At 73.4% G+C, this 15,306-nt stretch carries 15 protein-coding genes; 4 read left to right on the top strand and 11 right to left on the bottom strand.

The features are described 5' to 3' along the window. Positions 1–7: 7 nt before the first annotated feature. The 7 genes from AC6H2I_RS02140 to AC6H2I_RS02110 all read right to left on the bottom strand — a co-directional run bounded on the left by AC6H2I_RS02140 (position 8) and on the right by AC6H2I_RS02110 (position 7,562). Positions 8–769: a YkgJ family cysteine cluster protein gene (locus AC6H2I_RS02140; RefSeq protein WP_497498906.1), complete on the bottom strand. Its 762-nt coding sequence runs from the start codon at positions 767–769 to the stop codon at positions 8–10. Positions 770–774: 5 nt separating this feature from the next. Beyond that, positions 775–1,248: a YchJ family protein gene (locus AC6H2I_RS02135; protein WP_497498905.1), complete on the bottom strand. Its 474-nt coding sequence runs from the start codon at positions 1,246–1,248 to the stop codon at positions 775–777. Positions 1,249–1,305: 57 nt separating this feature from the next. Then, the gene (locus AC6H2I_RS02130; protein WP_497498904.1) at positions 1,306–2,715 is read right to left on the bottom strand and encodes an MFS transporter; all 1,410 of its coding nucleotides are present in this window, start codon (positions 2,713–2,715) and stop codon (positions 1,306–1,308) included. Positions 2,716–2,950: 235 nt separating this feature from the next. Continuing rightward, positions 2,951–3,262, bottom strand: a complete 312-nt coding sequence (locus tag AC6H2I_RS02125) for a polyhydroxyalkanoic acid system family protein (RefSeq protein WP_497498903.1) — start codon at positions 3,260–3,262, stop codon at positions 2,951–2,953. Positions 3,263–3,393: 131 nt separating this feature from the next. Further along, the gene (locus AC6H2I_RS02120) at positions 3,394–4,116 is read right to left on the bottom strand and encodes a Bax inhibitor-1/YccA family protein (RefSeq protein ID WP_497498902.1); all 723 of its coding nucleotides are present in this window, start codon (positions 4,114–4,116) and stop codon (positions 3,394–3,396) included. A 153-nt stretch (positions 4,117–4,269) separates the two neighbouring features. Further along, entirely contained in the window at positions 4,270–6,834 is a 2,565-nt protein-coding gene (locus AC6H2I_RS02115) for an ABC transporter permease (protein ID WP_497498901.1), read from the bottom strand. Between the two features lie 2 nt (positions 6,835–6,836). After that, complete coding sequence (locus AC6H2I_RS02110; protein WP_497498900.1) at positions 6,837–7,562, bottom strand: ABC transporter ATP-binding protein; 726 nt, start codon at positions 7,560–7,562, stop codon at positions 6,837–6,839. A 46-nt stretch (positions 7,563–7,608) separates the two neighbouring features. Between AC6H2I_RS02110 and AC6H2I_RS02105 the strand changes: the two genes are divergently transcribed. The 4 genes from AC6H2I_RS02105 to thpR are packed head-to-tail and all read left to right on the top strand — an operon-like array spanning position 7,609 to position 11,110. Then, on the top strand, positions 7,609–8,286 hold the full coding sequence (locus tag AC6H2I_RS02105; protein WP_497498899.1) for an arylesterase: 678 nt from the start codon (positions 7,609–7,611) through the stop codon (positions 8,284–8,286). A gap of 3 nt (positions 8,287–8,289) precedes the next feature. After that, positions 8,290–9,459 (top strand): FIST signal transduction protein, encoded by a 1,170-nt coding sequence (locus AC6H2I_RS02100; protein WP_497498898.1) that lies wholly within the window; start codon positions 8,290–8,292, stop codon positions 9,457–9,459. Between the two features lie 22 nt (positions 9,460–9,481). After that, entirely contained in the window at positions 9,482–10,525 is a 1,044-nt protein-coding gene (locus AC6H2I_RS02095) for an aldo/keto reductase (protein WP_497498897.1), read from the top strand. Positions 10,526–10,570: 45 nt separating this feature from the next. Beyond that, positions 10,571–11,110, top strand: coding sequence for an RNA 2',3'-cyclic phosphodiesterase (thpR, locus tag AC6H2I_RS02090; protein ID WP_497498896.1), 540 nt, complete (start codon positions 10,571–10,573; stop codon positions 11,108–11,110). 22 nt (positions 11,111–11,132) lie between these two features. On the opposite strand, the gene AC6H2I_RS02085 is transcribed toward thpR, so the two are convergent. From AC6H2I_RS02085 to AC6H2I_RS02070, 4 genes are all read right to left on the bottom strand, one after another. Next, positions 11,133–11,630 (bottom strand): PRC-barrel domain-containing protein, encoded by a 498-nt coding sequence (locus tag AC6H2I_RS02085; protein WP_497498895.1) that lies wholly within the window; start codon positions 11,628–11,630, stop codon positions 11,133–11,135. Between the two features lie 141 nt (positions 11,631–11,771). Then, positions 11,772–13,340, bottom strand: a complete 1,569-nt coding sequence (locus AC6H2I_RS02080) for a DHA2 family efflux MFS transporter permease subunit (protein ID WP_497498894.1) — start codon at positions 13,338–13,340, stop codon at positions 11,772–11,774. 13 nt (positions 13,341–13,353) lie between these two features. After that, positions 13,354–14,418 (bottom strand): HlyD family secretion protein, encoded by a 1,065-nt coding sequence (locus AC6H2I_RS02075; protein WP_497498893.1) that lies wholly within the window; start codon positions 14,416–14,418, stop codon positions 13,354–13,356. A gap of 229 nt (positions 14,419–14,647) precedes the next feature. Next, on the bottom strand, positions 14,648–15,148 hold the full coding sequence (locus AC6H2I_RS02070; RefSeq protein ID WP_497498892.1) for a hypothetical protein: 501 nt from the start codon (positions 15,146–15,148) through the stop codon (positions 14,648–14,650). Positions 15,149–15,306 lie beyond the last annotated feature (158 nt).

Here is a 15,306-nt window from a genome sequence, read left to right as displayed (position 1 = left end):
TCCGGCCTCAGCCGCGGCGCGCGATGCTGTCCATCTCCCGGGCCCAGCCGGTGTAGTGGCGGTGGAAGTCCCGCAGGGCCGGATCGTCGCGGGTGCGCTCCGCCATGGCGTGCATCACCGGAGCCTGCGCCGCCGCCAAGGCCACGGCGTCGGGCCGGCGGGTCGCCGTCAGGAAGGACGACAGGCTGGTGACCAGCGTGCCGGCGACCGGCTTGGCGGCCTGTGCGGCCAGATCCTTGAGGATCCAGGGCATGTACTTGACGGCGTAGTCCGCGTAGGTGCGCATCGTCGGCGCCTGCTCCAGCAGGTCGGCGCGCTCCCGGTCGAAGGCCTCCCGGTCGACAATGGTGCGGTTGCTGTAGACGACCGGGGCGGCCGCCGAGGTGTCGCAGTCCCACCCCTTGCGCGGAACCAGCAGGTCGGCCTGGTCGGTCTCGTCGCGGTAGGGGTAGAAGGGCATGGTGCGGCAGCGCGACGGCTTGTCGTCGTGGATGGCGCAGAGGTTGTCCGGCCGCAGTTCCGGGCAGGGCATGGAGGGCGGGATGTAGGCCGTCGGGACGATCATGACCGCGACCGTCTTGCGGTTGGGCAGCCGCACGGTCGTGCCCAGCCGGCCGACGAGGCCGAAGGACCGGGCGTTCGGGCGCACCGGCGTCCACACCATGGCCAGGGGGAACCGCCCGGCGTGGGCGACGGCGTCCTTCAGGGTCAGCGGCAGCATGCCGTGGCAGCACTTGCCGCAGGCGGTGCAGGAGAATCGCGGGTCCATGGCGGTCAGCGCCCGCAGCAGGCCTTGTGCTTGCGGCCCGACCCGCAGGGGCAGGGGTCGTTGCGGCCGACCTTCGTGACGCGCCGCGGTTCGCCCTTGGGGTTGACCTCGCCGGAAACATAGAGCCAGCGGCCGTCCTCGCGACGGAAACGGGCGCGCTCGCGGTGGCGCAGGTCCTCGCCGTCGCGGCGGAAGCGGATGGCGAACTCCACGCTGGCCTCGTCGCCGTCCTCGACGGCACGCACCACCTCCAGGCCTTGCCACTCGGCCTCCTCGGCGGTCCGCTCGGCTTCCGCCCGGTTGAAGTCGTCGCGGATCTCCGGCGCGTGGGTGCGGTCGACGTAATCGATGTCGCCGCGCACGAAGGCGGTGTAGCGCGACCGCATCAGGGCTTCCGCCGTCGGCGCCGGGGCGCCGGCCAGCATCGGGCCGCAGCAGTCCTCGAACGCGCGGGGCGAACCGCAGGGGCAGGGTGTCATCGCTGGAGTCCTCGTCGCTTGCGTGTCTTCCGCGTGGACCGGCCGGCCGTTCGGCGATCAGCCGCCGGCGGGCCAGTCGTGGTGGTGGCGGTCGATGACCAGGGCATGGGAATGGCGCAGACCGCCGTGCCGGTGGGGATGGGCGTGCGGCTCCGGACCCTCCCAGCCTTCGTGCTCATGCTCGTGGTGGGAGTCGTGGACGTGGAGATGGTCGTGGCCGACGGGGGCGTGGACGTGCGCGACCTCGACCGGATCGCCGGCCGGCCAGAGGCGGGCGGCGAGCGCCGCCGACGCGGCGGCCGACGCTCCGAGAACCGTGAACGCGGCGCCCAGCCCCGCCCCGGATGCCAGCCAGCCGGCCAGCGGGTACGCCACCAGCCAGCAGGCGTGGCTGAGCGCGAACTGCGCCGCGAACACCGCCGAGCGGTCTTCGGCGTGCGCCGACCGGCGCAGCAGCCGGCCTGTGGGCGTGAGCACCGCGGCGTTGGCCGCGCCCAGCACGAACCACACCGGCAGCAGCAGCGGCAGCGCCGCCCGCAGGTGCTGCGGCAGGCCGCCGGCGGCGAGCACGGTGGCCATGGACAGCGTCCCGGCGACGAGCAGCCACGCCCCGGCCAGCATGACGGGGCGGTCCGACCGCCGCTCGAGAAGGCGCGGCAGCAGCAACGCCGCCGCCATCGACCCGGCGCCGTAGGCGGCGAGCACGACGGCGACCTCGGCCTCGGTGCCGCCCAGCCGGCCGCGCACCAGGACGACCGTGTCGACGATCACCAGGGCCCCGGCGGCGGCGACCGCGCCGTTGAGCGCCAGCAGCCCGCGCAGGCGCGGCGTCTTGAGGTAGATGCGGGCGCCGCGGGTGATCCGGTCGTAGACGCCGGCGCGCCCGTGCTCCGGCGCGGGGTTCGGCAGGGTGACGCTGACCACCAGCACCGCCGAGCCCAGGAAGCCGACCACCGTGCCGGCGAACAGGTCGTGGTAGCTGACGATGGCGAGCAGGGCCGCGGCGAGCGCGGGACTGGCGAGGCTCTCCAGGTCGTAGGCGAGGCGGGCCAGGGACAGCGCCCGGGTGTACTCCGCCTCGTCGGGCAGCACGTCCGGGATCATCGCCTGGAAGATCGGCGTGAACGCGGCGGACGCGGACTGCAACAGCACGATCAGGACGTAGATCTGCCAGACCTCGGTGACGAACGGCAGGCACAGGGCGATGGCCGCGCGGATCGCGTCCATGGCGACCAGGAAGCCGCGCCGCGGCAGCCGGCCGGCGAACGCGCCGGCGACCGGCGCGACGCCGACATAGGCGACCATCTTGATCGCCAGCGCCGTCCCCAGCACCGCGCCGGCGTCGGCGCCCGCCAGATCGTAGGCGAGCAGGCCGAGCGCCACCGTCAACAGCCCCGTGCCGACGAGGGCCACGACCTGGGCCCCGAACAGGTGACGGTAGGTGCGGTGGGCGAGCGGGGACAGCACGGAGGCCTTTCGGTTGGTGGCGCCGCCGCCTCGCCCGGCGCGCCCGGACGCGGACGCATGCGGGAGCAGGGGCGGGGCGCGGGTTCCGGCGGCCGCGGTCTCCGGCGCCCATGGCGGGGCCGGGGCGGCGCACGCCCGCGGACGCCATCCTATCCCTGCACCGGGAACCGAGACAACGGTGGCGACGCGCCGCCGCCGGGAGCGGCCGGAGAACCGGCCGGAGCGGCCGCCCCGCTCACGACCGGGTCAGCAGCAGGGCCCCGTGCTTGCGGATCTTGGCCTGGACCTTTTCCGCCAGCATGGCCAGCACCCAGGGCAGGTCGACCTCGATGCGGGCGTGGTCCTCGGCGACGGTGATGCGGCTGTCGATGGTCTGGCCGAGCGCGCCGACCCGCAGGTTCAGCCCCTCCTCGGTCCAGGTCTCGTCGAGGTGGGCGTTGACGGCCGAGAGCTGGCCGCGCGCCGTCTCCAGGCCGCCGCGCAGGCGGCGCTGCGCCTCCTCCCGGCCGAGCTGGTGGGGAATCGTCACGACGACGGGCTTGGGCATGGGAAGGCTCCTTGGAAGGGCGGTCCCTGCTTACAACGCTCCGGCCCCCGCACGGGTTGCCGGACGCGAAAAGGGCCGCCCGGGGGTGTGTCCCCCCGGGCGGCCCCGTCCGGAAGCCGGTGCGGCGCGCGCTAGTCGTTGCGCTGGCCGAGGAACTGCAGCATGAACATGAACAGGTTCACGAAGTCGAGGTAGAGGGTCAGCGCCCCCATCAGGGCCAGCTTGCCCGTCGACTCCTGGTCGTGGTTCTCCGAATACACCATCTTCAGGCGCTGCGTGTCCCAGGCCGTCAGGCCGGTGAACACCAGGACGCCGATCACCGAGATCGCGAACTCCAGCGCGCTGGAGCCGACGAAGATGTTGACCAGGCTGGCGATGATGATGCCGATCAGGCCCATCATCAGGAAGGTGCCCATCTTCGACAGGTCGGCCTTCGTGGTGTAGCCGTACAGGCTCATCGCCAGGAAGGTCGAGGCGGTGATGAAGAAGGTCAGCGCGATGCTGGCGCCGGTGAAGACCAGGAAGATGGTCGACAGCGACAGCCCCATGACGCCGCAATAGGCCCAATAGATCGCCTGGGCCGCGCCGAACGACAGCCGGTTGATGCCGAACGAGAGCACCATCACGAAGGCCAGCGGCGCCAGCATCACCACCCACTTCAGCGGGGTGGCGAACAGCGTCTGCATCAGCTCCGGGCTGGTCGAGGCGAAGAAGGCCACCAGGCCGGTGACCACCAGGCCGCCGCCCATGTAGTTGTAGATGCGCAGCATGAACTGCCGCAGGCCCTCGTCGAAGTAGCCCTGATCGACGGCGCGGCCCGCGCTCGCATAGCGTTGGAAAGCCGGGTCAGCCATGGTTGGTCCCTCGGTTCGGTCGTTTGTATCCCTGGCCGCTTATATTGGGCATATGGCGATAGAGTTCAACGGGAATCGAGCGGCCGGGCGACTGCATGAAAGCGTTGTCATGTCGGGCGAACACTGGAGTGTGGCATCCAATATATTGCGTCTTCACTCGTTCCGCAGCAACGGCGCCGCCGGCTGACTCAGCGCCCGCCACGTGCCGACGAAGCCGAAGGCCAGTGTGATGGCGGTGCACAGGGCGGCGGTGCCGAGCACCGCCGAGGGGATGAACGCCCAGTCCCAGTCCATCAGCTGGGTCAGCACCGCCCATGCGGTCGCCGTGCCGACCAGCCCGGCGATGGCCGCGGTGATCAGGCCCAGAATCCCGTATTCCATCAGGAAGGCACGCAGCACGTCGCCGCGCGTCGCCCCCAGAACCTTCAGCACGACGGCGTCGTAGACCCGCCGGCGATGGCCGGCCGCCACCGCGCCGGCCAGCACCAGGGTGCCGGCGACCAGGGTGATGGCAGCGGTGATCCGCACCGCCGTGCCGATGTGCCCGAGCATGACGGTGACGGTGTCGAGGGCGTCCCTGACCCGCACCACGGTGACGTTGGGAAAGCCGGCCAGAACCGCGCGCTGGACCGCCGCTTCCGGATCGCGGCCGTCGGCGTGGACGGTGGCGATCCAGGTCTGCGGCGCCCCTTCCAAGGCACCGGGGGCGAACACGATGGTGAAGTTGAGGGCGAGCGTCGAGAAATCGGCCTCGCGCACGCTGGCGACCTCGGCCTCGATGGTGCGGCCCAGGATGTTGACCCCCAGCCGGTCGCCGGGACCGATCGCCAGGGCCTCGGCCACCGCCGTGTGGACCGAGACCAGCGGCGGCCCCGCGTAGTCGGCCGGCCACCAGGCGCCGGCGACGACCTCGCTGCCCGCGGGCAGGGTGGTGGAATAGGTCACGCCGCGGTCGCCGCGCAGCACCCAGGCCTCGTCGCGGTTGGCGATGGCCTGCTCGGCGGGAATGCCGTTGACGCTCTCGATGCGGCCACGCAGGGATGGGACGGCGGCGAAGCCCGACGCCCCGGGCACCGCCAGCACCGCGTCGCGCACCGCGTCGTACTGGTCCGGCTGGATGTCGATGAAGAAGAAGGCGGGGGCCCCCGCCGGGATGGTCTCGGCGATGCGCCGGGCGAAGTTGCCCTGGATCAGGGCGATCGCCACCAGCACCGTGAGGCCGAGGCCGAGGGACAGCACGACGCTGCCGGTCGGGTTGCCCGGCCGGTGCAGGTTGGCCAGCGCCAGGCGCAGGCCGGGCCGGCGCGGCCGGCCCGCCCGGGCGGCGGCGCGGACCACCAGGGAGGCGGCGAGGCGGAAGGCGGCCAGGGTGGCCGCCGCGCCGCCCACGAACCACAGGGCGAACACCTTGTGGTGGGCGGTCGCCACGGCGAGGCCCGCCAGCGCCAGCCCGCACACCACCGTCGCCACGATGTAGAGCGCCCGCGGCCGCCCGCCGGCGGGCGCCACGGTGTCGCGGAACAGGGCGCCCGCCGGCACCTCCCGCGCCCGGCCCAGCGGCCACAGCGAGAAGGTCAGCGCCGTGAGCAGGCCGAAGGCCGCGGCGACGGCCAGCGCGCCGGGGTAGACGCCGACGCGCACCGTCACCGGCAGCAGCCCCTCCAGGAACGCACCGAGGGCCAGCGGGGCCGCGGCGCCCAGCGCCAGCCCCAGGACGACGCCGAACACCGCCAGGATCATGATCTGCGCGAGGTAGGTCTCGAACACCAGGGCGCCGGGCGCGCCCAGGCACTTCATGGTGGCGACGGTGGCCGCGCGCTCGTCGAGGTGGGCGCGCACGGCGTTGCCGACGCCGACGCCGCCGACCAGCAGGGCGGTCAGCCCGACCAGGGTCAGGAACAGCGTCATGCGCTCGATGAAGCGGGCGATCTGCGGCGAGGCGTTGGTGAAGTCGCGCACCCGCCATCCGGCGTCGGGAAAGCGTTCGTCCAGCGCGGCGCGCCACCCCTCGAGGCCGGTTCCCGGCGGCAGCGCCACGTTGTGGGTCCAGTAGAGCAGGCTGCCCGGGCGCTCGACCCCCGTCTCCGCCAGCGCGTCGAGGGCGATCAGCACCCGCGGGCCCAGGCTGAAGCCGCCGCCGGACGCGCGGTCGGGCTCGCGGGCGATGACGTCGCGCACGGTGAGCGTGGCGTCGCCCAGGCGCAGGGCGTCGCCGACGTCGAGCCCCAGCCGGTCGAGCACCGTGTCCTCCACCACCGCGCCCCAGCGGCCGTCGCGGCGCGCCAGCGCCGCCTCAAGGGCGGCCGGGGCGTCGCCGCCGTCGCGCAGCGCCAGCCGGCCGTAGAGCGGATAGGCGCCGTCCACCGCCTTCATCTCCACCAGGGACGCCCGATCGGCGGCGGCGGCGGCGGCGGCGGCGCCGTCGCCGGCGCGCACCATGGCGCGTGCCTCCACCGTGGTCGACACGCGGCCGGAGGCCTCCAGGAAGGCGCGTTGCTCGGCGCTCGCCGGGGTGTAGATCTGGCGGACCGCCGCGTCGCCGCCGAGGATGGCGCGGCCGTCGGCCTGCAGCCCGTCGAGGATGCCGCCGGACACCGACTGCACCGCGGCGACGGCGGCCACGCCGAGGGCGAGGCAGGCGAGGAAGATGCGGAAGCCGCGCAGGCCGCCGCGCAGCTCGCGCCGGGCGAAGCGCAGGGCGAGCAGAAGGCGGGCCATGCTCACTCCCCCGCCGCGCGGATGGCCGGGGCCCGGACGTCGGTGACGATCCGCCCGTCCTGCAGCGTCACGGTGCGGTCGCAGCGCGCCGCCAGGGCCGGGTCGTGGGTGATCAGCACCAGGGTCGTGCCGCGCCGCCGTGCGAGGTCGAACAGCAGCTCGACGATGTGCCCGCCGGTGCCGAGGTCGAGGTTTCCGGTGGGTTCGTCGGCCAGCAGCAGCGACGGCTCGGCGACGAAGGCACGGGCGATGGCGACGCGCTGCTGCTCGCCGCCGGAGAGCTGGCCGGGATAGTGGGTCACCCGGTGGCCGAGTCCGACCGCCTCCAGCCCGGCGCGGGCGCGCTCGAAGGCGTCGCGCGCCCCGGCGAACTCCAGGGGCACCGCGACGTTCTCCAGCGCCGTCATGGTCGGCACGAGGTGGAACCCCTGGAAGACGATGCCGACGTGGTCGCGGCGGAAGCGGGCCAGCCCGTCCTCGTCCAGGTCGCCGAGGACGCGGCCGGCGACGCGGACGCGCCCCGAGGTCGGCCGCTCCAGCCCGGCCATGACCATCATCATGGTCGACTTTCCGGACCCCGACGGGCCGACCACGCCGACGCTCTCGCCGGCCCCCACCGACAGATTGAGGCCGCGCAGGATGTTGACGGGCCCGGCCCCGCTGTCCAATTTGAGGTGGACGTCGTCGAGGGCGACGATCGGTTGAACCGGGGACTCGGGTCGGGACATTGCAATGGATCTCGCGAACGGGCGGAAAGGCCCTTGGCCATATGGCATGGCGCGCCGCCTTTTCAACGCGCCCGCCAGGGCCGCGGTGGCGGCCGCCCTCGTGCTGGGCGCGCTGCTGTCGGGGGCGGCCGGCGTGAGCGCCGCGGCCGCGCCGGTGCGGCTGCTGGCCCTGGGCGACAGCCTCACCGCCGGCTACGGCCTGGCCGAGGAGGACGGGTTCACCGCCCGGCTCGAGGACGCCCTGCGCGCCCAGGGACACGCGGTCGAGGTGATCAACGCCGGGGTGTCGGGGGACACCACGGCCGGCGGCCGCGCCCGCCTGGACTGGGCGCTGGCCGACGCCCCCGATGCCGTCCTCGTCGAACTGGGCGCCAACGACATGCTGCGCGGCATCGACCCGGCGTCGGCGCGGGCCAACCTCGACGCGATCCTCGCCACCCTGACCGCGCGCCGCATCCCGGTGCTGCTGACCGGGATGCGGGCCAACCCCAGCCTGGGGCGCGCCTACACCGACGCGTTCGACGCCATCTATCCCGACCTCGCGGCCAAGCACGGCGTGGCCCTCTACCCGTTCTTCCTGGAGGGCGTCGCCACGGATCCCGCCCTCAACCAGGGCGACGGCATCCATCCCAACGCCACCGGCGTGCGGGAGATCGTCCGCCGCATCCTGCCCGACGTCGCGCGCCTGGTCGACCGGGCCGGCGCCGGCACGCCGGGGGGCTGAGCCATGACCGTCGCCGCGGACGCCCCGTTCCACGCCGCCTCGGCGAGCGGCGCCGACTGGGGCCAGACCGTGAAGGCGTGCCTGGACCGGCTGGGTCCGGTGCGCGGCTGCACGCTGGGCTTCCTTTACGTCTCCGACGCGCTGGCCGACCACGCCACCAGCATCGTCACCCTGCTGCGCGGCGTCACCGGCATCCAGGACTGGGTCGGCACCGCCGGCATCGGGGTGCTGGGCGGGGCGGAGGAGCATTTCGACACCCCCGCCATCGCCATCCTGGCCACCCGCCTGGCACCGGACTCCTACCGCGTCTTTCCCGTCGTGAACGGCGATCTCGCGCCGCTGCGGCGGGCGGCCGGCGGGTGGCTGGACCGCAACGGCGCGGCGCTGGGCCTGGTGCATGCGGACCCGCGCCACGATCGCCTCGCCGACCTGATCGGACAGGTCGCGGACAGCACCGGTGCCTTCCTGGTCGGCGGGCTGACCTCGTCGCGGGGCGGCGCCTTCCCGCAGTTCACCGCCCCCGTCACCGGCACCGGCCCAGGCTCCGGCAGCGGCGGCGGGCCGGTCGGTGACGGCGGGCTGTCGGGCGTGCTGTTCGGCCCCGGCGTCGCCGTGGCCACCGGCCAGACCCAGGGCTGCTCGCCCATCGGCCCGCTGCGGACCATCACCGCGGCCGAGGAGAACGTCATCGTCGAGATCGACGGGCGGCCGGCGCTGGACGTGTTCAAGGAGGACATCGGCGATCTGCTGGCCCGCAACCTGGCCGGCGTCGCCGGTTACATCTTCGCCGGCCTGCCCATCGCCGGCACCGACACCGGCGACCACCTGGTGCGCGACCTCGTCGCCATCGACCCGCGCACCGGCTGGCTGGCCATCGCCGAGCGGGTGCAGGCGGGGCAGCCGATCCTGTTCACCCGGCGCGACCGCCAGGCCGCCGCCACCGACCTGCAGCGCATGCTGGCCGGGTTGAAGCGCCGCCTGCCTGGGCCGCCCAAGGGCGGCGTCTACGTCAGCTGCCTCGCCCGCGGCCCCGGCCTGTTCGGCGAGAACGGCGAGATCGCGGCGATCCGGGCCGCGCTGGGCGACGTGCCGCTGGCGGGATTCTTCGCCAACGGCGAGATTTCGCACAACCGCCTCTACGGCTATACCGGCGTCCTCACCCTCTTCGTCTGACTCCAAACATCGGGATCGCAGAATGGAATACCGCCCGCTCGGCCGCACCGGCCTGACGGTGAGCGCCATCGGCCTCGGCACCATGACCTGGGGCCGCCAGAACACCGAAGCCGAGGGCCATGCGCAGATGGACCGCGCGCTGGAGCGCGGCGTCACCTTCTGGGACACCGCGGAGATGTACGCGGTGCCGCCCACCGCCGACACCTACGGCCGCACCGAGACCATCATCGGACGTTGGTTCAAGAGCCGCGGCGGCCGCGACAAGGTGGTTCTCGCCAGCAAGGTGATCGGCCAGGCCCGTGGCGGCTTCGACTGGGTGCGCGGCGGCAACGCCCGGCTCGACCGTGCCAACATCCTGGCCGCGGTGGAGGACAGCCTGCGCCGCCTGCAGACGGACTGGATCGATCTCTACCAGCTCCACTGGCCCGACCGGATCTCCGTACGGTTCGGGACGCGCAGCTACCAGCACCGCCCGGAGGACGACGGCGCGCCGCTGGAGGAGACGCTGTCGGTGCTGGACGAACTGGTGAAGGCCGGCACCATCCGCGCCTGGGGCCTGTCCAACGACACGCCGTGGGGCACCATGGCCTCCCTGGCGCTGGCGGATTCCCGCGGCCTGGCCCGCCCCGCCAGCATCCAGAACGCCTACAACCTGCTGAACCGCGGCTTCGAGCAGGGCCTGTCGGAGGTGGCGCTGCGCGAGGACGTGGGCCTGCTGGCCTACGCGCCGCTGGCCGCGGGCACCCTCGCCGGCAAGTACCTGGACGGCGCGGTGCCGCCCGGCACCCGGCGGGCCATCGACCACCGGGCGTCGCGCTACGAGACGCCCAACGCCGACACCGCCACCCGCGCCTACCTCGAGATCGCCCGGCGCCACGGCCTGGACGCCACCCAGATGGCGATCGCCTTCGTCGCCCACCAGCCCTTCGTCACCTCGGCGCTGATCGGCGCGACCACCATGGCGCACCTGGAATCGAACATCGACGCCTTCGACCTCCGCCTCGCGCCGGAGGTGCTGAAGGACATCGAGGCGGTGCACGCCGTCCATCCCGATCCCTGCCCGTAGCCCGCCCGACGCCCCGGCGGGGCCGGGGGACGGCGAAGGTGCGCCATGATCCGACTGTTCGTCGCGCTGGAGCTCCCCGCCGACCTGCGCCAGCGGCTTGCCGGCCTGGGCGGCGGCGTTCCCGGTGCCCGCTGGGCCGAGGCGGAGACCCTCCACCTCACCCTGCGGTTCATCGGCGAGGTGCCGGACGACCGCCTGCACGACCTCGACGCGGCGCTGTCCACGGTGTCCGCACCGGCCTTCCACCTGGTGCTCGACGGGGTCGGCGCCTTCGGCTCGGGCCGCGCCGCCCGCATCCTGTGGGCGGGGGTGGAGCGCAACGAGGGGCTGGCCCACCTCCAGGCCAAGGTCGAATCGGCGGTGGTGCGGGCCGGCGAGGCGCGGGAGGAACGCAAGTTCTCGCCCCACGTCACCCTGGCCCGCCTCAAGGACGCCCCGCGCGAGCGCGTGGCGCGCTTCCTCGAGGAACGGGGGCTGTTCCGCGCCGGCCCCGTCCGCATCGACCGGTTCACGCTGTTCCAGAGTCACCTCGGCCGCAGCGGCCCGGTCTACGTGGCGTTGCGCGACTACCCGCTGGTGGGATGACCGGCGCGGCGCGCCGGGCGGGTCAGCGCGCCGGGCGGTCGAGCGAGGAGGCGCCGCCGGCGTCGCGGAAGGCCTCCATGCCGTCCACCCCCCTGCGGGTGAGGTCGCGGACCTCGACCTGCCGCTGCTCGTTGTTGACGGTGACGGCCGCGTAGTCCACGGCGATCTGCTTCTCGCCGATGCCGAGGAAGCCGCCGCTGGCGACCACGATCTGCGTCACCGCACCACTGCGCGCATCGAGCAGCACGTCCGTGACCTCGCCGAGCGCCTCGCCGTCGGCGCCGATCACCGGCAGGCCCAGAAGGCGCTCGACGCGCACCTTCTCGCTCTCCGCCATGGCGTCCACGGCCGGCTTGGCCACCGGCTTGTGCGCGGCGGGCGGAGGGGCCGCCGGAGGAGGGACCGCCGCAGGGGGGGCCGCCGGCTCTCCGATCGCGGGATCCTGGGCGAGCGCGGGCCCGGGCAGGGCGGCGGCGGACAGCGCGGCCAGAAGCGCGGCGGCCGGGAGCGTCGTTCGCATGGGGCGGAACCTTTCGTCCGTGGATGTCACCGCCTGCAAACGTTTGGCGCGGGCCCGCCATTCCCGCGGCCACGGCGACCATCCGGATGATCCCGCATGGGGCGGCGCCCGCTCAAGGTCGGCCGCGGCGGCGGCGCCCGCTCAATGGCCGCCGCCGCCGCCGCCCAGCCGGGGCCGGCGCACGAACGGCAGGGTCGCCAGCGCCAGGACGAACAGGGTGCCCATCACCAGGAAGACGTCGGCGAAGGTCATCACCGCCGCCTGGGTCTGCACCCGGGCGGCGAGGAGACGCAGCGCCTGGATCTCGGCGTCGCCCGGCACCGCGCGGGCCAGCGCGGCGGACACCGCGTCGAGCCAGCCGGCGACCTCGGGGCGGGCCGGGTTGACCCATTCCGCCAGGCGCTGGCCGTGCAGGGCCGAGCGTTCGGTGATCACCGTGTTGATGCCGGCCAGGCCGAAGGCGCCGCCCAGATTGCGCATCAGGTTGAACAGCCCGGAGGCGTTCTTCATCTGATCGGGCGCCAGGGTGCCCAGCGCCAGGGTGGTGATGGGGATGATGCAGAACATCAGCCCCATGCCGCGCAGGATCTGCGGCACGAACCACTGGTCGAAATCCCACTGGGCGGTGATCGGCGTCGACACCAGGAAGCTGGTGGCCAGCAGCGCGAAGCCCAGCGCCAGCACCTTGCGCACGTCGACCTTGGACGAGAGGATGCCGGCGACCGGCGACGACAGGAACTGGGTGATGCCGGTCACGAACATGGTGGTGCCGATCTGCTGCGCGTTGAGGCCGCGGATCTGGCCGAGGTAGAGCGGCAGCACGTAGACCGACCCGTAGAGGCCGATGCCGATGACGAAGCCGTAGGCGCAGCCCATGGCGAAGTTGACGTTGCGCAGGGCGCGCAGGTCGACGATCGGCTGGCGGTAGGTCAGCACCCGCCACACGAACAGCACCCCGGCCACCACCGCCACCATGGCGAAGCGGACGATCGCCTCGTCATCGAACCACTGGTTGCGGGCCCCTTCCTCGATCACGTACTCCAGGCTGCCGAGGAAGACCGCCATCAGGACCATGCCGACCAGGTCGATGCCCTTGAGCAGACCGGGGGTCGGGCGGTCGATGTCGATCAGGCGCCACACCAGCCCGGCGACGATCAGGCCCGGCACCAGGTTGATCAGGAACAGCCAGTGCCAGTCGAACTGCTCGGTGAGGTAGCCGCCCAGGGTCGGGCCGATGGTCGGCCCCAGCGTCGCCACCAGCCCGATGGTCACCGTCACCGGCGCCCGCTTGGCCGGCGGGAAGGTGAGGAAGGTGGTGGCGAACACGGTGGGGATCATGGCCCCGCCGACGAAGCCCTGGAGGGTGCGCCACAGCACCAGCTCGTCGATGCTGGAGGACTGGGCGCACAGGAAGCTCATCAGCGTGAAGCCCAGCGCCGAGGCGGTGAACAGCACCCGCGTCGACAGCAGCCGGGACAGGTAGCCCGACAGCGGGATCATCACCACCTCGGCGATCAGGTAGCTGGTCTGCACCCAGACGATCTCGTCGGCGCTGGCCGAGACGCCGGCCTGGATCTGGCGCAGGCTGGAGGCGACGATCTGGATGTCCAGGATCGCCAGGAACATGCCGAACACCATGGCGACGAAGCCGACCATGGTGCGGGCGCTGACCGCCGGAGGGGCGGCCGCCGCGGCGGTCGGGCCGGTCATCGCCGTCCCCCAGTCAGCGCGCGGCCATGGCGGGCCCGTCCGGCGGAGCGCCGCCCGGCGCGCGGGTGTCCACCGTCACCACCACCGACAGGCCGGGCCGCAGCCGGCCGGCCAGCGGACCGTCCGCGGGGAGCGCGACCCGCACCGGCACGCGCTGCACGATCTTGGTGAAGTTGCCGGTGGCGTTCTCCGGCGGCAGCAGGCTGAACCGCGCCCCGGACGCCGGGGCCAGGCTGTCGATGCGCCCGGTCACCTCCTGCCCGTGGAAGGCGTCCACCGTCACCCGGACCGGCTGCCCGACCGTGAGCCCGGCGATCTGCGTCTCCTTGAAGTTGGCGGTGACATAGGCCGCGCCGAGCGGCACCACCGCCATGGTCTGGCTGCCGGCGTGCACGTATTGCCCGACCCGCGCCGCCAGGTTGCCGACCACCCCGTCGACCGGGGCCCGCAGAACGGTGTTCTCGAGATCGATGCGGGCCAGGGTCAGGGCCGCCTCCGCCTGGGCCAGGCTGGCCTCGGCGGCGCTGCGCTCGCTTCCCAGAACCGCCACCTGCTCGCGCTCGGCGGTGAGATCGGCCTCGGCGCGGGCCAGGGCGGCGCGCGCCTTCTCGGCGTCGGCCATCGTGTTGGACAGGGTCTGCTGGCTGGCGAAGTTGTGGCCGGCCAGCGCGGCGTAGCGGTCGCGGTCGGCGCGGGCGCGCGACAGCTCGGCGTGCGCCGACGCCACGTCGGCCGCGGCGCGCGCGATCAGCGCGGTCTCCAGACCGAGCCGGCTGTCGATGGTGGCGATGCTGGCGCGGCTCGCGGCGACGCTGGCCGCGGCCTGGTCGACCTTGGCGCGGTAGTCGCGGTCATCGATGCGCAGCAGCACGTCGCCCCGGCGGACCTCCTGGTTGTCCACCACCGTCACCGCGGCAATGGACCCGTCGATGCGCGGGCTGATGGTGGTGATGTCGGCCTCGACATAGGCGTTGTCGGTGCTCTCCAGGAAGCGGCCCTCGGTCCACCACGACCAGCCCGTCCATCCGCCGGCCGTCAGCAGCAGCGCCAGAGCGACGAGAGCGATGATCTTCTTCATGGCGCGCACGCCCCCGCGGGTTCCCCAGGACCTCCCTCGTCCGCAGCGCAGCGAGAGTGAACTGAACCGTACAGTTCATGCGCGGCACTATGGTCGGCGCCGCCGCGGCGGTCAAGCCGCAGCCTGCGCCGCCCATGGAAACGCCCCCTTCCGGCGGGAAGGGGGCTGCGGCGGACCGGCGGCGGACGGGTGGTGGACGGGTGGTGGACGGGTGGCGGACCGGCCCGGTTCAGACGTCGCGCAGGGCATGGTGGACGTTGCGGCCACCGGCCCCGGCGAGAAGGGCGCCGACCCGCTGCTCGGCCGCGGCGTCGGGGACGCGCACCCACAGGATGAGGCCGCCGGCCTCGAGCGCCCGGGCGAACGCGTCGGGCTCGGGGTGGCTGGTCAGCTCGTCCAGGTAGTCCTTGATGGCAGCGCCGCCCAGCCCGGCCGCCACCAGCGCCGCCAGCGGCGCGGTGATCGGCCCGCCGACGAGGGCGATGAGGCCGGCGGTGGTCAAGGGAAACGCGTATTTCAGCTCCCCCACCAGGCCCAGCAGCGCCTCGTCGCGTGGCGGGGTCGGCGGGTCGGCGGCGTCCAGCGAGGTGTGCGAGGCGAGCACGCTGAGGTCTTCGCGCGGGAAGCCCGCCGCGACCACGGCGTCGACCGCGCGGTCGAAATCGGCACGCCGGTCGAACAGCGCGACCACTTCGCGCACCTGGCGGGGGGTGTCGGTGTCCTGCGCCACGGCTCCTCTCCTTTTCGCGTTGGCTCCGGCCGGCGTTGCGGTGCCGGCGCTCGGGCGACGCCCAGCTTAACACGGCGGACGGGCCGGTGATCGCCCCCTGCGGCAACATGAACGACGGTTCCCATCCCACGGTTTCGGGGCAGCCATTCCACGGTTCG

The organism is Azospirillum sp. NS33, from assembly GCF_059703765.1.
Note: the sequence above shows the minus strand (reverse complement) of the source record. Positions and strands in the feature narration are given on the sequence as shown.